General features: G+C 61.6%; 19 protein-coding genes. 12 read left to right on the forward strand and 7 right to left on the reverse strand.

All coding sequences use genetic code 11. The features are described 5' to 3' along the window. Nucleotides 1-36: 36 nt before the first annotated feature. Nucleotides 37-789, reverse strand: a complete 753-nt coding sequence (locus BFW87_RS02130; protein WP_078738346.1) for a thioesterase II family protein — start codon at nt 787-789, stop codon at nt 37-39. A 302-nt stretch (nt 790-1091) separates the two neighbouring features. Here BFW87_RS02130 and BFW87_RS02135 point away from each other — a divergent pair, with 302 nt between their 5' ends. Further along, a complete protein-coding gene (locus BFW87_RS02135; protein WP_026136875.1) occupies nt 1092-1643 on the forward strand; it encodes an RNA polymerase factor sigma-70 in 552 nt (183 codons plus the stop codon). Between the two features lie 153 nt (nt 1644-1796). On the opposite strand, the gene BFW87_RS02140 is transcribed toward BFW87_RS02135, so the two are convergent. The 3 genes from BFW87_RS02140 to BFW87_RS02150 all read right to left on the reverse strand — a co-directional run bounded on the left by BFW87_RS02140 (nt 1797) and on the right by BFW87_RS02150 (nt 4376). After that, complete coding sequence (locus tag BFW87_RS02140) at nt 1797-2801, reverse strand: GNAT family N-acetyltransferase (protein ID WP_078738347.1); 1005 nt, start codon at nt 2799-2801, stop codon at nt 1797-1799. Nucleotides 2802-2869: 68 nt separating this feature from the next. Beyond that, nucleotides 2870-3667: a substrate-binding periplasmic protein gene (locus BFW87_RS02145; protein WP_078738348.1), complete on the reverse strand. Its 798-nt coding sequence runs from the start codon at nt 3665-3667 to the stop codon at nt 2870-2872. Nucleotides 3668-3752: 85 nt separating this feature from the next. Next, nucleotides 3753-4376: a TetR/AcrR family transcriptional regulator gene (locus tag BFW87_RS02150; RefSeq protein ID WP_078738349.1), complete on the reverse strand. Its 624-nt coding sequence runs from the start codon at nt 4374-4376 to the stop codon at nt 3753-3755. A 154-nt stretch (nt 4377-4530) separates the two neighbouring features. Between BFW87_RS02150 and BFW87_RS02155 the strand changes: the two genes are divergently transcribed. The 8 genes from BFW87_RS02155 (at nt 4531) to BFW87_RS02190 (ending at nt 13761) form a co-directional block, all read left to right on the forward strand. Then, on the forward strand, nt 4531-6309 hold the full coding sequence (locus BFW87_RS02155) for an acyclic terpene utilization AtuA family protein (RefSeq protein ID WP_078738350.1): 1779 nt from the start codon (nt 4531-4533) through the stop codon (nt 6307-6309). 12 nt (nt 6310-6321) lie between these two features. Then, nucleotides 6322-7194 carry an SDR family oxidoreductase gene (locus BFW87_RS02160; RefSeq protein ID WP_078738351.1) on the forward strand — a complete coding sequence of 291 codons (873 nt, stop codon included), beginning with the start codon at nt 6322-6324 and terminating at the stop codon, nt 7192-7194. 3 nt (nt 7195-7197) lie between these two features. Further along, on the forward strand, nt 7198-8814 hold the full coding sequence (locus BFW87_RS02165; protein WP_078738352.1) for an acyl-CoA carboxylase subunit beta: 1617 nt from the start codon (nt 7198-7200) through the stop codon (nt 8812-8814). Between the two features lie 68 nt (nt 8815-8882). Beyond that, the gene (gene atuD, locus BFW87_RS02170) at nt 8883-10040 is read left to right on the forward strand and encodes a citronellyl-CoA dehydrogenase (protein WP_078738353.1); all 1158 of its coding nucleotides are present in this window, start codon (nt 8883-8885) and stop codon (nt 10038-10040) included. Beyond that, on the forward strand, nt 10037-10798 hold the full coding sequence (locus BFW87_RS02175; RefSeq protein WP_078738354.1) for an enoyl-CoA hydratase/isomerase family protein: 762 nt from the start codon (nt 10037-10039) through the stop codon (nt 10796-10798). Before atuD ends, BFW87_RS02175 begins: the two co-directional genes overlap by 4 nt. Before the next feature lie 115 nt (nt 10799-10913). After that, nucleotides 10914-12797 carry an acetyl/propionyl/methylcrotonyl-CoA carboxylase subunit alpha gene (locus BFW87_RS02180; protein WP_078738355.1) on the forward strand — a complete coding sequence of 628 codons (1884 nt, stop codon included), beginning with the start codon at nt 10914-10916 and terminating at the stop codon, nt 12795-12797. A gap of 73 nt (nt 12798-12870) precedes the next feature. After that, a complete protein-coding gene (locus tag BFW87_RS02185) occupies nt 12871-13413 on the forward strand; it encodes an exonuclease domain-containing protein (RefSeq protein ID WP_065911530.1) in 543 nt (180 codons plus the stop codon). A gap of 63 nt (nt 13414-13476) precedes the next feature. After that, entirely contained in the window at nt 13477-13761 is a 285-nt protein-coding gene (locus tag BFW87_RS02190; protein WP_016973392.1) for a pyrimidine/purine nucleoside phosphorylase, read from the forward strand. A gap of 64 nt (nt 13762-13825) precedes the next feature. On the opposite strand, the gene BFW87_RS02195 is transcribed toward BFW87_RS02190, so the two are convergent. Continuing rightward, nucleotides 13826-14632 carry an MOSC domain-containing protein gene (locus tag BFW87_RS02195; RefSeq protein WP_078738356.1) on the reverse strand — a complete coding sequence of 269 codons (807 nt, stop codon included), beginning with the start codon at nt 14630-14632 and terminating at the stop codon, nt 13826-13828. Nucleotides 14633-14884: 252 nt separating this feature from the next. Next, nucleotides 14885-15820, reverse strand: a complete 936-nt coding sequence (locus BFW87_RS02200) for a chemotaxis protein CheV (protein WP_078738357.1) — start codon at nt 15818-15820, stop codon at nt 14885-14887. A 535-nt stretch (nt 15821-16355) separates the two neighbouring features. Between BFW87_RS02200 and BFW87_RS02205 the strand changes: the two genes are divergently transcribed. From BFW87_RS02205 to BFW87_RS02215, 3 genes are all read left to right on the forward strand, one after another. Continuing rightward, nucleotides 16356-16805, forward strand: coding sequence for a hypothetical protein (locus tag BFW87_RS02205; RefSeq protein ID WP_176159697.1), 450 nt, complete (start codon nt 16356-16358; stop codon nt 16803-16805). 369 nt (nt 16806-17174) lie between these two features. Further along, complete coding sequence (locus tag BFW87_RS02210; RefSeq protein WP_078738358.1) at nt 17175-18068, forward strand: sensor histidine kinase; 894 nt, start codon at nt 17175-17177, stop codon at nt 18066-18068. After that, nucleotides 18065-18724: a response regulator transcription factor gene (locus BFW87_RS02215; RefSeq protein ID WP_078738359.1), complete on the forward strand. Its 660-nt coding sequence runs from the start codon at nt 18065-18067 to the stop codon at nt 18722-18724. Before BFW87_RS02210 ends, BFW87_RS02215 begins: the two co-directional genes overlap by 4 nt. Here BFW87_RS02215 and yegS read toward each other — a convergent pair. Then, nucleotides 18683-19603, reverse strand: a complete 921-nt coding sequence (yegS, locus tag BFW87_RS02220) for a lipid kinase YegS (protein WP_078738360.1) — start codon at nt 19601-19603, stop codon at nt 18683-18685. The genes BFW87_RS02215 and yegS overlap by 42 nt on opposite strands. Nucleotides 19604-19710 lie beyond the last annotated feature (107 nt).

A 19710-nucleotide genomic window follows, 5' to 3' on the forward strand; every position in this document is an offset into this window, starting at 1 on the left:
ATCGGCTTACGGTAAATTCGGAAAGAGTGGTGGCGTTCAGCCGGCGACCCGCTGCCGCGCCGCGCCAGTGCGCCAGCGGGCCAGGTGTTCGTCGGCATAGCGGCGCAGGCAGCGCAGCACAGCGCTTTCGTGCTGCACGAGGAAGAAGTGGTGACCGTCGAACATGTCCAGGGAAAAGCCGCTGGCGGCGTCGGCTTGCCAGTCGAGCAACTGGTCGGCGCGCACGCTGTCTTGCTTGCCGCCAAAAACGTGAATCGGCAGGCCCAAAGGCTCGCGTACGCCGTAAATGAAGCTGCCGCACAGCAGAAAATCGGCGCGCAGGATCGGCAGCATCAACTGCATCAATTCGGGGTTGGCCAAGGCCTCTTCAGCGGTGCCCTTCAGCTCGCGCAGTCGGGCGATGAGTTGCTCGTCGGTTTTTTCAATGGCGTATTCACTGACATCACGGCGCGCCGGGCCGGCGGTGCCGGACGCAAATAACGCCAGTGGCGCGGGCACGCCACGCTCACGCAGGGCATGAACCAGCTCGAACGCCAACAAGCCACCCAGGCTGTGGCCGAACACGGCATACGGGCCGTTCAGGTCATGGCTGATTTCGTCAGCGAGTTGCGCGGCCAAGGCCTTGATATCGCGCTGCAACGGCTCATCCATGCGCATGCCCCGCCCCGGCAATTCCAGCGGGCACACCTGCAACCAGTCAGGCAAAGCCCGGCGCCAGCGTGCATACACCATGGCACTGGCGCCCGAATAGGGCAGGCAAAACAGGCGCAATCGGGTTGGCGTACTCATGGTGCGAGGACTCCAGACTGAAACACGCTGTGTGCACGATGAAAACCCATTTCGCCCTCCTGCGGGTGCTGATCCCTGGCCGTTTGCGCAACAGACCTGTCACCCAAGAGAACGGACGGAGGCGCCAGATAATTAGTCGTCGGGGACGAGTGAGACGTCTCTCACACCTAACGCGAAGGCATAAGATTAGTTCGTCTTCTCATTTGACAATCATTATCATTCAGCATAATTTGTTGCCCGATGTGTAGGAGGCTTCAGCACGGACGCCCTCCCCCAACCTCTTTTGCAACAAGGTGAATTCCATGACGGAACAAGTATCCACAGGCAGGTGCGACTCACCGCTTCTCCAGGCATTCGTCGACAATCGACTGATTCTGGTGAAGATCGCGGCACGTATTACCGGCTGCCGCTCGCGGGCGGAGGACGTGGTGCAGGACGCCTACTTCCGGTTGCAATCGGCGCCCACCATCACGTCATCGTTCAAGGCCCAGCTGAGCTATCTGTTTCAGATCGTGCGCAATCTGGCGATCGATCACTATCGCAAGCAGGCCCTGGAGCTCAAGTACTCCGGGACAGAAGAGGAAGGCTTGAATGTGGTCATTCACGGCGCTTCACCGGAAACCTCTCACATCAATTTCAGCACCCTGGAAAACATCGCCGATGCCCTGACGGAGCTGCCCCAGCGCACCCGTTACGCGTTTGAGATGTACCGCCTGCATGGCGTGCCGCAAAAGGACATCGCCAAGGAACTGGGTGTGTCGCCGACCCTGGTGAACTTCATGATTCGCGATGCGCTGGTGCATTGCCGCAAGGTATCGGGCAGCCATAGCGATACGTTTGCACGGCGGGTTTGATCCGTCGGATCAAAACAGCTGAAAACTGGCTTTTGTGTGGAAGCTGGCTTTTGTGGGAGCCGGGCTTGCCCGCGATGCAGACGCCTCGGTCTTACAGTTAGACCGAGGTGATGCCATCGCAGGCAAGCCAGCTCCCACATCAAGCCAGGCGATTCAGTTCAACCCACACCGCTCAAAAAACCGCTCCCGCCCCAGAATCATCAACGCCGCGCGCTTGTGCGGGAAGTCGAACTCCTTTTCGCAGTGGAAACACTGGTTGTGCATATGGCCGATCATCTTTGCGTTGTCGGCACGGGGTTCGGCCACCACACGTTGAGTGCGCGGGTCGTCGAGAAACAGGTAGTGCACCAGCGCCGATAACCAGCTGGCGACCTTGTGCGGCCCGCGGTGATGCTCCTCCCCCACCAGCATGTGAATGCCACGGTCATAATCGCCCGCGTCATAAAACGGCGCGATCCGGTCTTCCTTGGCCCAATAGGCTTCGAAATAGGCGAACGGCTCATCGTCAAAACAGCCGATCAGCGTCAGGGTATGGGGGTCGGCGTCGAGTTTGTCGAGGTACTCCCGGTGCTGTTCCAGGCTGCCGGTTTCCTGCCAGAAATTCGCCACGCGGGTGCTGTTCTGCCAGCGATTGAAGCGCGCCAGGTCCACGTCGACTTCGACGGTACGCAGGGAAATCCAGGCGCCCAGGCGCGCATCGAAACGCCGGTAGACTTCGCCGCGCGGCTTGGGCGCGCGGGCCGGATGGCGCTTGCCGGCGCTGATGATCATCTGCTGCGGGTAACTGCCACTCAAGGATTGGCCGAGCCACGGCTGGGGCAGTTGCCAGAACAGCGTGCGCTCGCAGCGAAACTGCCCCGCCACGTCGGTCGCCACCAACAGGCCGCTGCGCAACGCATCCTCGGGCACATGTTCAAGGTGCCAGACCACGCGCTGACGCGCAGGCTCCTTGACGAACAGCCAGTAACAGGCGCTCCACAGGGCGCGGGCGTTGGCGACGCTGTTGGCGTCCTGCAAATGCACGTGCAATTCATCACCGCGCTCAAGGCGCAGGCGAATCAGGGGCTGGCCTTCAAGGGTCAGGCTCAGGCGGCTGTCGGTTTCATCGGCATTCAGGGCGGGCCCAGCCGGCAACGGCAAGGCAGATAAATCATTCATGATGACGGCTCACGGTCTTCGGGGGCGATAGAAGAAGTGACGTGAACCGCGCGGGGAAATTTAGGCCGTCAGGGCGTCGCGGGGACCGCCGTGACGTCAATGCGGTAGGGCTCGAAGATTTTCAGCATCTGGCCGTTGTCCCGCAGACCTTTGAGCAAGCCTGCAAATGCGGCGCCGGTGATCGGCGCCTTTGGCCGCAGCAAGGCATAGTGATGATAGATCTGGTCAACGCGCTCCGAGACCAGGAACTGCCCGGCCATGTCCGCATTGCGCACCATGAAATCACTCAGGTAAGAGCGGGTTACCAGCGCAATGTCGGCCCGCCCACGCGCGACCATCAGCAGGTTGCTGTCATGGGAATAGGTCAATGTCGCGTTGAAGTGCTCGGCCATGTTCTTCGGGTCGGGGTTGAAGTTGGCGAATGCGTAGTGATAACCGCTGAACACCGCCAGGCGCTTGCCCGTGAGGTCGGCGAAATAGTGCTGATCGCGGCCAGGCTCACGCTGGGCGACGAAGATTTCGGCGTCTTCCAGGCCCATATCGACGCTGGTATGGGGAATGTCCTTCCAGCCCCAATTGGGGTTTTCGAAGATCGCCATGTCGACCCGTCCTTGCTCGAAATCCCGAAAGCGGCGCGGGATGGAGGTCGGCACCAGTACAAACTGGTAGTCGGTTTGCGAGGCGTTCAGGGCTTCGACCAACTGCGGCAGCAAACCGGTGTCGGCCCCTTGCTCGGGGCGTACGGTGTAAGGCGGGAAATGCGCGGCGCCGATCCTCACCAATTGCGCAGCCGAAGCCGGCACCCAGTACGCGGTGCCCAGTGCCCATAAAGTAAGTCCTGCAGCCAGCCGCCATGGCAAAAACATCAAGGCACACACCGTTAAACACATCGATGGCGATAAGCTAGGCGTTTTTGTCAGTCGAGACAACTTTTGCCATCAAATTAGTGGCTTAGTCAGCCTTGAGCACCATCAACAAGGCCTCTTCGGCCAACTGCTCAAGGGTCAGGCTGCCTTCAGCGCGGAACCAGGTGGTGGTCCAGGACAAGGCGCCCGTCAGGAAGCGCCGGGTAATAAACACATCGCCGCGGATATAACCGGCGGTCTTGGCTTCGCCCAGCACCTTCAGCCAGATCTGTTCATACACATCACGCAGCGCCAGCACCTGGGCCTGGCCGTCGGCCGACAGCGAGCGCCATTCGTACACCAGCACCGCCATCGCCTCGCCACTGCCGCCCATGATGGACTGCAATTCGCAGCGAATCAGCGCCAGCACGCGTTCGCGCACGTTCGTCGCTTCCTCCAGCGAGGCACGCATCATCGCGGTGTTGTAGTGGATGGTTTCCTCCATCACCGCGCGCAGGATCTCGTCCTTGCTCTTGAAGTGATGAAAGATGCTGCCGGACTGAATGCCCACTGCGCCTGCCAGGTCACGCACGGTGGTGCGCTCGAAACCCTTGTTGCGAAACAGGTGGGCCGCGGTTTGCAGCAACTTGCCTCGGGCACTGTCGGGGTCGGTCAACTGGCCGCCGTCGACCATGGTGCGCATCACCCGCAGGGCTTTTTGCTCATCCATGCCACTCTCCTTCACTTCTGCTGACGTCTTTGGCGGCAATTTAGGCCGTGGCCGTCAACCAAGCAAGCGCTTGGGCAAAACTTGTGTCGAGCGTTTACAAACCAAGCGCTTGCTTGGTAGTCTCGACGACAGCCATTCGGGGGAAGGATTTCTCATGAGCAAAACCGTTCGTATCGGCTGCGCCAGCGCCTTTTGGGGCGACACCTGCACCGCCGCCGCCCAACTGGTGCAAGGCGGCACGCTGGATTACCTGGTGTTCGACTACCTGGCGGAAGTCACCATGTCGATCCTCGCCGGCGCGCGGATGAAAGACCCCCACGCCGGTTATGCCACGGATTTCGTCGACGTGCTGACGCCGCTGCTGGCGGATATACAGCGCCAGGGCATCCGCGTGATCAGCAACGCCGGCGGTATCAACCCCCAGGCGTGTGCCGCCGCGCTGCAAGCGGCCTGCGATAAAGCCGGGGTCACGTTGAAAATCGCCGTGCTGCTCGGCGATGACCTGCAACCGCAGCTCAAACACCTGCACGGCATTGCCGACATGTTCAACGGCGCGCCGCTGCCGCCCCTGTGCGTGTCCGCCAACGCCTACCTCGGCGCGCCGGGAATTGTCGCGGCACTGGAGGTGGGCGCCGACATCGTCATTACCGGCCGGGTGGTCGACAGCGCCGTGGTCAGCGCGGCGCTGGTGCATGAATTCAACTGGTCCTGGCAGGATTACGATCACCTCGCCCAAGCCGCCCTGGCCGGGCACATCATCGAATGCGGCGCGCAGTGCACCGGCGGCAACTTCACCGACTGGCGCGACGTGCCGGACTACGAGCACATCGGTTTTCCCATCGTCGACGTCAGCGCCGACGGCCAATTCACCGTCAACAAGGTCGACGGCACTGGCGGCTTGATCAGCGAGCTCAGCGTCGCCGAGCAATTGCTGTATGAAATCGGCGACCCGCGCGCCTACCTGCTGCCGGATGTGATCTGCGACTTCAGCCAGGTCAAAGTACAGCAGCAAGGCAAAAACTGCGTACGACTGCACGGCGCCAAAGGCTCGCCGTCCACCGACCAGTACAAAGTCAGCGCCACTTGGCCGGACGGCTTCCGTTGCACCGCCAGTTGCCTGATCGCCGGGATCGATGCGGTCGAAAAAGCCAAGCGAGTCAGCCAGGCCATCATCCGCAAGACCTCGGAACTGTTCAGCCAACGCGGCTGGGCGCCTTACACCGAAGTCAACATCGAACTGCTCGGCAGCGAAGCCACCTACGGCGCCCACGCCAGTCGCCAGGACAGCCGTGAGGTGGTGGTGAAACTGGCCGTGCGGCACCCGAACAAGCAGGCGTTGGTGCTGTTTGCCCGCGAGATCGCCCAGGCCGCGACCGGCATGGCGCCGGGGCTGACCGGCATCGTCGGCGGACGGCCCACAGTGTATCCGTTGATTCGGTTGTTCTCATTTCTGATCGATAAGTCGGCCTGCGAGCTGGTGATTGACCTTCAGGGCAAGCACCACGCTATCGCGTTGCCCGCCTCTGCGCCCTTTCTCACACCGGCCGCGCCCCTTGATCCACCCAAGCCTCAGGGCCGCGCCGACGCCAGTGTGCCGCTGGTGAAACTCGCGGTGGCGCGCTCCGGCGACAAGGGTAACCACAGCAATATCGGCGTGATCGCGCGCCACCCCGACTACCTGCCATGGATCGCTGAAGCGCTGACGCCTGAAGTCATCGTCGACTGGATGGGCCACGTGCTCGACCCCCAGCACGGCCGCGTCGAGCGCTGGTATTTGCCCGGCAGCCACAGCCTGAATTTCCTGCTGGAAAACGCCCTCGGCGGCGGCGGTATTGCCAGCCTGCGCATCGACCCGCAAGGCAAGGCCTTCGCCCAGCAATTGCTGGAAATCCCGATTGCCGTGCCGCAGCACATTGCCGATCAACTCACTTAAAGGAGCGTTGCCGTGGCGTTCGACTCGATCTTCAAAGCCGACCTGTTCCAGGGGCAAACCGTGATCGTCACCGGTGGCGGCAGCGGCATAGGCCGGTGCACCGCCCATGAGCTGGCGGCCCTTGGCGCCCGCGTGATTCTGGTGGGGCGCAAGCCGGAGAAACTGCAAAACGTCGCGGCAGAAATCGCTGAAGACGGTGGCACCGCCCATTGGCAAGCCTGCGATATTCGCGATGAAGAGGCGGTGAAGGCGTTGGTCACGCAGATCATCCAGGAACACGGGGCGATCCATGGGCTGGTCAACAATGCCGGTGGTCAATACCCGTCTCCGTTGGCTTCGATCAACCAAAAAGGCTTTGAAACCGTGCTGCGGACCAACCTGGTGGGCGGTTTTTTGATGGCGCGGGAAGTGTTCAATCAGTCCATGAGCAAGCACGGCGGCGCCATCGTCAACATGCTCGCCGACATGTGGGGCGGCATGCCGGGCATGGGCCACTCGGGCGCGGCGCGGTCGGGCATGGACAACTTCACCAAGACCGCCGCGTTTGAATGGGGTTACGCGGGTGTGCGGGTCAACGCCGTGGCGCCGGGCTGGATTGCTTCCAGCGGCATGGACACCTACGAAGGCGCGTTCAAGGCGGTGATCCCGACCCTGCGTGAGCACGTGCCGCTCAAGCGCATCGGTACCGAATCGGAAGTCAGCGCGGCCATCGTGTTTCTGCTCAGCCCTGCCGCCGCGTTCGTCAGCGGAAGCACCCTGCGCATCGACGGCGCCGCCAGTCTGGGCAGCCGCGCGTGGCCGTTGCACAAGGCGCAGTCGCCGAACGAGCCGTTCAATGGATTTCACCGTGCCTATGTGCCGGATGTCCTCAAGGCGGAGCACTAAAGCATGCCGGTGATTGAAACCCTGATCGACACCCACAGCCCGCAGTTTGCGCAAAACCGCGAGGCCATGCTGGTGGGTATCCAACAGCTGCGCCAGCTTGAGCAGAACGTGTTTAGCAAGGCCCTGGAAGCCAAACCCAAGTTCGACAAGCGCGGCCAGTTGCTGCCGCGCGAACGCCTTGATTTACTGCTGGACCCTGGCGCGCCGTTCCTGGAATTGGCGGGCCTGGCCGGCTACAAACTTCACGACGACAAAGACGGCAGCGCCGCCGGTGGCGGGCTGATCGCCGGCATTGGCTATGTCAGCGGCGTGCGCACGCTCGTAGTCGCCAACAACAGCGCAATCAAGGGCGGCACCATTTCCCCGTCTGGCCTGAAGAAGTCCCTGCGCCTGCAACAGATCGCCATGGAGAACAAACTGCCGGTGGTGACCCTTGCCGAAAGCGGCGGCGCCAACCTCAACTACGCCGCCGAGATCTTCGTCGAAGGCGCACGCAGCTTTGCCAACCAGGCGCGCATGTCCGCCATGGGTTTGCCGCAAATCACCGTGGTGCACGGCTCGGCCACAGCCGGCGGCGCCTATCAGCCAGGGCTGTCAGATTACGTGGTGGTGGTGCGCGGCAAGGCCAAGCTGTTTTTGGCCGGGCCGCCGTTGCTCAAGGCGGCGACCGGCGAAGTCGCGACGGATGAGGAACTGGGCGGCGCCGAGATGCACGCTCAAACCGCCGGCACCGCTGAATACCTGGCGCAAAACGATGCCGACGGGGTGCGCATCGTGCGTGAAATTGTGAGCCTGTTGCCGTGGAATGATCGCCTGCCGCTCGCGCCGAAACGCACGTACGCAGAGCCGTTGTACCCCATCGACGAGCTGTTGGGGCTGATCCCCGACGATGCGAAAAAGCCCTACGACGTGCGTGAAATTCTCGCGCGGCTGGCGGATGGCTCGCACTTCCTGGAATTCAAAGGCGAGTTCGATGCCCACACGGTCTGCGGCCACCTGCACATCCAGGGCCGCGCCGTCGGTGTGATCGGCAACAACGGCCCCATCACGCCCAAGGGGGCGAGCAAGGCTGCACAGTTTATCCAGCTATGCGACCAGAGCCGCACACCGCTGCTGTTCCTGCACAACACCACCGGTTTCATGGTCGGCACCGAGTCGGAACAACAAGGCGTGATCAAGCACGGCGCCAAGATGATCCAGGCGGTGGCGAACGCGCGGGTGCCTAAACTGACGATTGTGGTCGGTGGCTCTTATGGTGCCGGCAATTATGCGATGTGCGGCCGCGGCCTCGACCCGCGATTTATCTTCGCCTGGCCCAACAGCCGCACAGCCGTGATGGGCGGCGCGCAGGCGGGCAAGGTGCTGCGCATCGTCACCGAAGCCAAGCAACTGAAGGACGGCCTGGTGCCGGACCCCAAGGTGCTGGACATGCTGGAACAGATCACCGCGCAGAAACTCGACAGCCAGTCCACCGCGCTGTATGGCAGTGCGAACCTGTGGGACGACGGGCTGATAGACCCACGCGATACCCGCACGTTGTTGGGCTTTGTGCTGGATATCTGCCACGAGGCCGAAGTGCGGCAATTACAGCCGAACAGCTTTGGCGTAGCGCGCCTTTGATCGTTCCCACGCTCCGCGTGGGAATGCAGCCAAGGACGCTCCGCGTCCCAACAGGGAGAACAAAAACAATGATCTTCACCCAGGAACACCAGGAACTGCGCCGCACCGTCCGCGCCTTCGTCGACCGCGAGATCAACCCTCATGTGGACGAATGGGAAAAAGCCGGGCGCTTTCCCATCCACGAGGTCTTCCGCAAGGCCGGCGACCTCGGCCTGCTGGGCATTTCCAAACCGGAACAATTCGGCGGCATGGGCCTGGACTACAGCTATTCGATCGTCGCCGCCGAAGAGTTCGGCACCGTTCGCTGCGGTGGCATCCCCATGTCCATCGGCGTTCAGACCGACATGTGCACCCCCGCCCTCGCCCGCTTCGGTTCCGATGAACTGCGTGACGAGTTCCTGCGCCCGGCCATCAGCGGCGAGCAAGTGGGCTGCATCGGCGTCTCGGAAACCGGCGCCGGTTCCGACGTGGCCGGGCTGAAAACCCATGCGCGCAAGGACGGCGACGACTACGTGATCAACGGCAGCAAAATGTGGATCACCAACTCGCCCAGCGCCGACTTTATCTGCCTGCTGGCCAACACCTCCGACGACAAGCCGCACATCAATAAATCGCTGATCATGGTGCCGATGAATACACCGGGCATCAGCGTCAGCCCGGCGCTGGAAAAGCTCGGCATGCACAGTTCCGAGACCGCTCAGGTATTTTTTGACGAGGTGCGCATCCCCCAGCGCAACCGCATCGGCCACGAAGGCGCGGGTTTCATGATGCAGATGCTGCAATTCCAGGAAGAACGTCTGTTCGGCGCCGCCAACATGATCAAGGGCCTGGAGTACTGCATCGACAGCACCATCGCGTACTGCAAGGAGCGCCAAACCTTCGGCAAAGCCTTGATCGACAACCAGGTCATTCACTTTCGCCTGGCTGAACTTGCCACCGAAATCGAATGCCTGCGCGCGCTGGTCTATCAGGCCACCGAGCAATACATCAAAGGCCAGGACGTGACGCGCCTGGCATCGATGGCCAAGCTCAAGGCCGGGCGTTTGGGCCGTGAGGTCAGCGACAGTTGCCTGCAATATTGGGGCGGCATGGGTTTTATGTGGGACAACCCCGTCGCCCGGGCATATCGCGACGTGCGGCTGGTGTCGATCGGCGGCGGCGCCGATGAAATCATGCTGGGCATTATCTGCAAATTGATGGGCACCTTGCCCGGGAAAAAATCATGAACACCCTGCTGCTCGAACCGCACAACGGGGTGCTGCACATCACCCTTAATCGGCCGGAATGTCGCAACGCGATGAGCCAGGAAATGGTCAACGAACTGCGCGCAGTGCTGGCTGGCCTGGATAGCAGCACGCGCGCACTGGTGATCAGCGGCGCGGGTGGGCACTTCTGCGCGGGCGCAGATGTGAAGGACATGGCCAGCGCAGGCGAGCGGATGCAGGCGTTGAACCGCGCATTTGGCACCCTGCTTCAAGAGGTTGAAGCGGTGCCGCAAGTGGTGATTGTGGTGCTGCAAGGCGCGGTGCTGGGTGGCGGGTTTGGCCTGGCGTGCGTGAGTGATATTGCGATTGCCGACCACCAGGCACAGTTCGGCTTGCCGGAGACAGGCTTGGGGTTGTTACCGGCGCAGATTGCGCCGTTCGTGGTCAAGCGCATCGGGCTGACCCAGGCAAGGCGGCTGGCGCTGACGGCGGCGCGGTTTGATGGCCTTGAGGCCGAGCGGCTGGGCGTTGTGCACTTTACCGAGCGTGATCCGCAGGCGTTGGCAGAGCGTTTGGATGAGGTGCTGGGGCAGGTGCTGAAGTGCGCGCCGGGGGCAAATGCGCGGACCAAGGCGCTGTTGCTGGCGAGTGTGGATGAGCCGCTTGAAGCTGTATTGGATCGCGGGGCGCAGTGGTTTGCCGAGGCGGTGAAAGGTGCAGAAGGGATAGAGGGGATGCAGGCTTTTGTGCAGAAGCGTAAGCCGGGTTGGTCTCGATGACGCTATCGCAGGCAAGCCAGCTCCCACACTGGAAAGTATTTACACATCCAAATGTGGGAGCTGGCTTGCCTGCGATGAGGCCAGAACAGACACCCAAACATTCAGGAATAACCCAATGCCCACATTCAGCAAAATCCTGATCGCCAACCGCGGCGAAATTGCCTGCCGTATCCAGCGCACCGCCCAAGCCCTGGGCTACCGCACCGTGGCCATCTACAGCGAAGCCGACGCCGACGCCCTGCACGTGCAGATGGCCGACGAAGCCGTCAACATCGGCCCCGCCCCCGTTCAGCAGTCGTACCTCAACATCGCAGCCATCCTCCACGCCGCCAAAATAACCGGCGCGGATGCTGTTCACCCGGGCTACGGCTTTCTCTCCGAAAACCCCGCGTTCGCCCGCGCCTGCCAGCAAGCCGGCCTCACGTTCATCGGCCCCAGCGTCGAAGCCATCGAGCTGATGGGCAGCAAACGCCTCTCCAAACTCGCCATGCTCGACGCTGGCGTCCCCTGCATCGCCGGCTACCAAGGCAGCGCCCAGGATGACACCACCCTGCAACAGGAAGCCGACCGCATCGGCTACCCTTTGATGATCAAGGCCAGCGCCGGCGGCGGCGGTCGCGGCATGCGCCTGGTGCACCACCCGAAAGACCTGCTGGCCAACCTCCACACCGCCCGCTCCGAAGCACACAACGCCTTCGGCAGCGAGGAACTGATCCTTGAACACGCCCTGATCAACCCACGCCATGTCGAAGTCCAGCTGTTCGGCGACAGCCACGGCCACCTGATTTACCTCGGCGAACGCGACTGTTCGATCCAGCGCCGCCATCAGAAAGTCATCGAAGAAGCCCCCTGCCCCGTCATGACGCCCGCGCTGCGCCAAGCCATGGGCGAGGCGGCGCTCAAAGCCGGTCGCGCGGTGAACTACGTCGGCGCCGGCACCGTGGAATTCCTGCTCGACCGCAAGGGCCAGTTCTATTTCCTGGAAATGAACACCCGCCTGCAAGTGGAGCACCCGGTCACCGAACTGATCACCGGCCTCGACCTGGTGGCCTGGCAACTGCACATCGCCGCCGGCCAGCCGTTGCCCTTGCAGCAACACGACGTGACCCTGACCGGCCATGCCATGGAAGTGCGCCTGTACGCCGAGGACCCGGCCCAGGGCTTTCTGCCGCAAACCGGCGAGGTGCTGCGTTGGGAGCCGGCGCCCGGTGTGCGCGTTGATCACGGCCTGCACGAAGGCCGACGCATCAGTCCGTTCTATGACCCGATGCTCGGCAAGATCATCGCCCACGGCGCTACCCGCGAAGAAGCCCGGCGCAAATTGCTGCGGGCGGTGGAAGACACGGTGTTACTCGGCGTGACCACCAATCAGCAATTGCTCGCCGACCTGCTCAAGCACCCGGATTTCGTCGCAGGCGATTTCAGCACCGGGTTTATCGCCGAGCACTTCAGCGAAATCCCGCCCCGCGCAGCGTCCAACGATCAGCTCGCCGTGGCCGCCGCACTGTTTTATCAACAAAGCGCCAACCGTCATCCACACGGTTTGGCGGGATGGAGCAACAGCGCCTCTGCGCCGTCAACCTTGCGCCTGGAGGCCAACGGCGAGATCCACACCCTCAGCGCGGCCCCTCTGCACCTCACCACTGACGGCCGCCACGCGACCTTCGTACTCAATGGCATCCGCAAACGCATCGCCTGCCACCTCGACGGCACGCAACTGTGGCTACCGGGCCTGCACGTGACAGACCGCACCCAGCAAGCCGCCCACCGCCAGGCCGACGTCAGCACCGGCACCGTCAAGGCGCCGATGGACGGTGCCATCGTCGACGTACGCGTCAGTGCCGGTGAAAGCGTCACCAAGGGCCAACTGCTGCTGGTGCTGGAAGCCATGAAAATGGAGCATCCGCTGGTCGCCGGCATCGACGGCGTGATCAAGGGCATCCAGGTGATTGCCGGCGATCAGGTGCGCAATCGCCAGGTTTTGCTGGAGATCGAATGAGCCCTAGGCGGAACTACAAGGCCGGGCTACGCTCTATCCCCATCAGGAAGGGATGAGTACGGGAACCTGCACGATGCCTCATTGGCTGATTATTGACCTTGAAGCCACAACGGATGAAGGCGGCTGGCCCGTGACGGAGATGGAAGTCATCGAGATCGGCGCCAGCCTGGTGAACCGTCAGGGCCGCGAGCTGGATCACTTCCAGCGCTTTGTACGGCCGCTGCGCCGCCCATTGCTGACGCCCTTCTGCCGCCAGTTGACCCACATCACCCAAGCCAACATCGACGCCGCGGCGCCGATCACCGAGGTGTGGCCACTGTTCGAGCGCTGGCTGGGTCAGCATCAGGCGCGCCTGGAAGGCTGGGCCAGCTGGGGTGACTACGACCGTGCGCAGCTTGAGCTGGAATGGCAACGCCACGGGCTGACCAGCGCCCTCGCCCAAACGCCTCACGTAAACCTCAAGCAACGCTTCGCCAAGGCACGGCGCCTGGACAAACCGCTGGGGCTCAACGGCGCCCTGCAGTTGGCAGGGATGCAGTTTCATGGCCAGCAACACCGCGCACTGGAAGATGCACGCAATACCGCACGGTTATTACCGCTGATACTGCCGGTCTAGGCAGCCCGCGTGCCCTTGGGCATACTGGCCGACCTTTGCAGACCCTTTTCCGAGGATTCACCCATGTTTAAAGTCAACGAGTACTTCGACGGCACCGTCAAGTCGATCGCTTTTGGCACCGCAGAAGGTCCGGCAACGATTGGCGTGATGGCCCCGGGTGAATACGAATTCGGCACCGCCCAGCGTGAAATCATGCACGTGGTGTCTGGCGCCCTGACCGTCAAACTGCCCGACGCCAACGACTGGGAAACCTTCGCTGCCGGCAGCCAGTTCAACGTACCGGCCAACAGCAAGTTCCAGCTGAAAGTCGCCGTGGAAACCGCTTACCTGTGTGAATACCGCGGCTGATTTTTCGCCCGGTCAAAAAAATGCCCGTCTCCTGTGAGACGGGCATTTTTTATGGGCGCAGCGTTTATTCGAGAACGGTCACCGGCATGCCCACTTCCAGGCGGCCCGGGCCATCGTTGACCAGGTTCTGGCCGAACATCACGTCGCCATCCGTCTCGCGGTAGGTTTTGAGGGTGGCCAGAGGTTCACGGTCAGCACTGCGCTCGCCGCTGGCCGGGTCGATGGTGGTGAGAATGCAGCGGGAGCAGGACTTGACCACGCGAAACTCTACCTCGCCGATGCGCACGCGTTTCCAGCCGTCTTCGGCAAAGGCTTCGCTGCCGTCGATGACCAGATTGGGACGAAAACGCAGCATTTCCATAGGCCGGCCGATGCGCCGGGACAAGTCGTCCAGAGACGCCTGACCGATCAGCAGCAAGGGGAAGCCATCGGCAAAACCGACCTTGTCGTCATCCTTGCCATATCCCGCCTCGGTGCTGCGCGCACGCTCCTCCGGCACTTGCACCAGGCGCGTCGGCTTGCCGATAAAAGCGCTGACCCAGGCTGCGGCGGCATCGCCTGCATCCGGCACGCGCAGGGTGTCACGCCAGATAGTCACGCCGCGCAGCTCGGCGTCGCTGCCGGGCAGTGCCACGTCCAGCGGCGTATGGCCAGGGGAACTCAGGGTCAGGCCGCCGGCGCCATTCCACAGTGCCGACAGTTGGCTCATTTTGGCCACCGCGCGCTGGGTGAGAAAGCGCCCGCTGGCCTCGTCCACCAGCATCCAGCGTCGATCCCCATCCAGCCCGAGTTTATCCAGGCCGATCTGCTGCAAGGTTTCGGCCTTGCCGGACTTCAAGGGGTAACGGTACAACGCGCTGAGACGAAGCATGGGCCTGCTTTCCTGAGGGGATAAAGCAACACCCTATAGGAGCGTGATCCGGGAATCAAAGGCCACTGAATCACCCTATGGCGGGTGAGCTGATTGTGGCGAGCAGGCTTGCCCTGCGTTGGGCTGCGCAGCAGCCCCATTCAAAGGCGAAGCAGTGTGTCAGGGGAAACGCGTCGTCGGGTTTTGGGGCTGCTTCGCAGCCCAACGCAGGGCAAGCCTGCTCGCCACAGGACGGAGGTCTGCCAAGCAACGTCAGGCGGGCACTTCGTCCAACATCAGTCGCTGACGCACCACATCCACCAGTTTGTCGGGCTGGAATTTGGAGAGGAAATTGTCGCAGCCGACCTTCTTCACCATCGAGTCATTGAAGCTGCCCGACAGCGAGGTGTGCAGCACCACGTAGAGGCTACGCAAGCGCGGGTCGTTGCGAATTTCAGTGGTCAGGCGGTAGCCGTCCATCTCGGGCATTTCGGCGTCGGTGAAGATCATCAGCAGCTTGTCGGTCATCACCTGACCGGTGTCGGCCCAGCCTTTGAGCATGTTCAGCGCCTTGAGGCCGTCGCTGGCGATGTGCATCTTCACGCCCAGTTGCCCCAGCGTGTCACGCAGTTGCGACAGGGCAACGTTGGAGTCGTCCACCAGCAGCACTTCGCGGCCACGGGCGCGTTCGAGCACCGGGTCTTCGAGTTTTTCACGGGAGACCTTGGCGTTGTACGGCACGATTTCGGCGAGGACTTTTTCCACGTCGATAATTTCTACCAACTGGTCATCGACCTTGCTGATGGCCGTGAGGTAATGCTGGCGCCCGGCGCTGGCCGGTGGCGGCAGGATGGCTTCCCAGTTCATGTTGACGATGCGGTCGACCCCGCCCACCAGGAACGCCTGCACCGAACGGTTGTACTCGGTGACGATAATCGTGCTGTTGGGGCCTGGCACCAGCGGGCGCATGCCGATCGCCTGGGACAGATCGATCACTGGCAGCGTCTGGCCACGCAGGTTGACCACGCCGCATACAAACGGGTGGCGCTGGGGCATCAGGGTCAGCTTGGGCAGTTGCAGCACTTCCTGCACCTTGAACACGTTGATCGCGAACAGCTGCCGACCGGCCAGGCGAAACATGAGGATCTCCAGGCGATTCTCACCCACCAGTTGCGTGCGTTGATCTACCGTGTCGAGAATGCCGGCCATTAAAAGCTCCTGATTGGGATTGTGCTGCTGACTTAAGGCTAGTTATCGGCGGCGAACGCCAGACCTTGACCCCCTGTAAAATGCCACGTAAATCCATTGATGTCACACTGACATCATGGTTTACTGCAATCGCCTCTTCAGACGGCGCTACAGCAACCTCGCGCGACATGCAAATCGACGTGAGGTTCCGCTGTGTAAGGGATTCCCCTATGAACAATCAGGCCCAACCTGATATTCGCGATATCTAATAGCCATTAATGTGACGCCATTCTCATTGCATGAATGGAGTCAGGCTTTTGTTTGCCATACCAAGCCCTCGGCCCACGTGTCTCCCAGACATTCACGTGGCGGCAACTGAAGTTGTGCAAGTGCCCCTGATAACGAGGGCGGCGCGCGGCGTTCGTTATCACTCAAATAAAGGTCCTACTGAAATTTCAGAAGTGGGCTACAGATTTCAGTCATATTTCAACGGTAGTTTTACGCCATTCACCCGGTGCGGCATCTCATCACCCAGCCTAATGTTGCGGAGACTTGCATGATGGACAGCGCAAACGAATGGCAAACTGCACTTCCTGAATTTCTGCTGGAAGCCGAAATGCTGCTGGCAAAGTCGGAAGAATGCTTGAACCACTTGCATTTGATTCGCAACGACAGCGATGCCATCGACTGCATGAAAGCCAGCCTGGCCAAACTGGCTGAAAAGGCCGAAGGCCTGGCCCTGCAGGCGATCAGCGAGTTCTCCCGCCATATTCAGTACCTGATTGCCAACGCCGTAAGCCCCATGCAACTGCACGATCAGGCCCTCAATGCCTTGCATGACTGCCTGACCCTGCTGGCGTGGCAACTGGAGCTGATCGACACGCGCACGGGAGAGTTGGGCCTGGATGAAAGTGAGCAAACTACGTTGATCGCAACGGTCACTTTGCAGATACCGCAAAAAGACTTCAGTAATAAACCGCAGCAGCGCGCGCACCACGCCTCGTGATGCGTTGAACAGGTCGTATTTAATAGCGCAGTTATCTAAAAACGACCGCCTCCCCCTCAATGGCTGCTTTTGATATGCGAGAAAACATATCAATTAGCCATCAGCGCAAATAACGATACAACTCAACTTAATTAATACAACTGCTTATTGTTTGAACGCTGGGATTACCGCCCAGGGCGTTTGCCTGCTTAATAAACCGTCCGTGCGAAGTGTCAGGCGACCAACGGTAATAGTGGTGGTACTATGCCCCGCTCGAAGTGACTCAACTTCATCATGTATAAAAACGATTCGGCACCGCATTCCACACAGAGCCCTGTCAGCCGCCGTGACCGGTCTTCCCGCAGTGAACCTTCATTGGCTCCATCCGCTATGTACGCCAGCCTCAAGTCACTCATCGCAAGGTCCGTGTCCCGCAGCAATGCGCGCCGCATGGTTCTCGTCCTGTGCCTTTGCTCGTTGCTGATCAGCCTGTGGGCCTACACCCGTTCCGCGCCGCTGCCGCTCTTGATCCTGTTGCTCAACCTGGCCACCTTGCTGGTGGTGGGCGTGCAACAGTGGCGCTCGCGCAAGTCGATCAAGTTTCAACCGCAGGAGCTGGCCGACCGTTTGTTGCAGGTCCAGGAAAATGAACGCCATCGCCTCAGCCGCGAGCTGCATGACGACATCGGCCAACTGCTGACCGCCGCCAAGCTGCAAAGCGAATGGCTCAAACGCCGCCTGCCGGACGACCTGCAAAGCCAGTGCACAGTGCTGTGCAACACTCTGAACGAAACCCTGGCCAAAGTGCGCGACGTGTCCGCCATCCTCAACCCACGTCAATTGGCCAGCCTGGGCCTTGAAGCGAGCCTGCGCGCGCACTTGCTCAAGACCCTGGAAAACACCCCGATTCACTGGAGCCTGGAATGCCAGCAACGGCTGACCGGTATCCCGGAAGAAATGGCCGTGGCGGCGTTTCGCATCACCCAGGAAGCCATCACCAACATGCTGCGCCATGCACAGGCGCAGAATTTGCTTGTACGCCTGCAACGCTTGCCCGAAGGCTTGTCGCTGATGATCTGCGATGATGGCCAGGGCTTTTTGCCCGCCATCAATCCCGGCCTGGAAGGCCAACGGGGGATGGCCGGGATGTCCGAGCGCATAGATCAGTTGGGCGGCACTTTGTCCGTCAGCAGCCAGCCAGGCAAAGGCACGCGGATCGACGCGCTTTTCCCCTGGGCGCCCCGCGCCCTAGAACGGGCCAGTTCCCCTAAGGTTTTAGAGTGACCTGCAAATTACTCCTGGTAGATGACCACGCACTGATCCGGGCCGGCGTACGCGCGCTGATTCAGGACGTTCCCGGCTACACCGTGATCGGCGAAGCCAGTGATGGTGCGCAGTTGCTGGAAAAATTCAGCGCCTTGCAGCCGGATATCGTGCTGCTGGACCTGTCGATGAAGCACATCGGTGGCCTCGACGCCTTGCAGCAACTCAAGGCCGCCTACCCCAAAAGCAAGGTGCTGATCCTGTCGATGCACACCGACCCGGAGCTGATCATGCGTGCCTTGGAGTCCGGCGCGCATGGCTACCTGCTCAAGGACACCACGGCCAACGAGCTGGAACACGCACTGCTGGCCTTGCGCAACAACGAGCGCTACCTGAGCCCCGCCATCGCCCACACGGTGATCAACCAGGCGCTGATACGCAGCCAGGGCCCGGCCTCCCCCATCGCCCAGAGCCACAACCTCACGGCGCGCCAGCTGGAGATCCTGCGCCTGATCGTGCGCGGCAAGTCCACCCGGGAAATCGCCCAGGGCCTGGGCCTGAGCATCAAGACCGTGGAGGCGCACCGCTCGCAGATCATGAAGCGCCTGCAGATATTCGATGTGGCGGGCTTGGTGTTATTCGCCGTTCGCGAGCAGATCATCAGCCTGGACGACTAGCGGCGAATTCACCGGCAGATGCACGCGCAAGGCTTTGGGCAACGCGCTGAAGCGCAGGTCGTCGCCTTTGAGCGGTTCACCGTCCAGGTTGATGTACAAACCTTCGGCCACCTTGATCTCAACCCACGGCAAGCGTGCGCGCACGAACATGCTGTCCAGGCCCCAACCGTCGCTCATCAGGGTCATCAACGTGCCGACCACCTCTTGGGGCGCCGGCAGGATGCTGATATCCAGCAGGCCATCATCGGCCAATGCTCCCGGGCACAACACATGCCCACCGCCTGCCTGGCGACCGTTACCGATGCCCAGCGCCAGCAGGTCGCCCTTCCAGTGGAAGCCTGGCCCTTCCAGCTCGCCATACGCCGCCTTCAACTCGCTGAAACGGGTCAGGCCGGTGAACAGGTAGGCGGCGCCGCCGAGGACTTTTTTCAGGTCTTCGGAGGTGTTGGCAGTGACCTGGCTGCCGAAGCCGCCGGTGGCCATGTTGAGGAACATTTGGCTGCCGGCCTGGCCGAGGTCGATGGCCCGGGGCTCGACATCGAGCAATGCCAGTGCTTCAGCGGGCTGCAGCGGTACACCGGCGGCCTTGGCGAAATCGTTGGCGGTGCCCAGGGGCATCAGCACGAGGCTGGCGTCGGTTTTGGCCAGGGCCATGGCTTCAGCCACGTCGCGCAGCGTGCCGTCGCCGCCACCGGCGATGAGGTGGGTGTAGCCGTCGGCCAGGGCTTCGTTGACCAGCCGTTGGGCGTCGCCGCCTTCCCAGGTGACCCGTACCGCCAGCTCCCAACCCTGCTCACGCCGAGCCTGCACGGCGGCGCGCACGTCCTCGTTGAGGGCTTGCTTGCCGTGGAGGATCAATAGGGCTTTGGGGGTGGTCATTGGGGGACTCCTGGGGTTTAGTGGTTCCTGAAGGATGTGGACATTTGGGGAGGGGGTTTGGTTTACCGAGTACATATCCATTTTTTCGGTAACGGCTGAAATGGGTT

Source organism: Pseudomonas fluorescens, assembly GCF_002022275.1.
GTDB classification, from domain to species: domain Bacteria; phylum Pseudomonadota; class Gammaproteobacteria; order Pseudomonadales; family Pseudomonadaceae; genus Aquipseudomonas; species Aquipseudomonas fluorescens_AJ.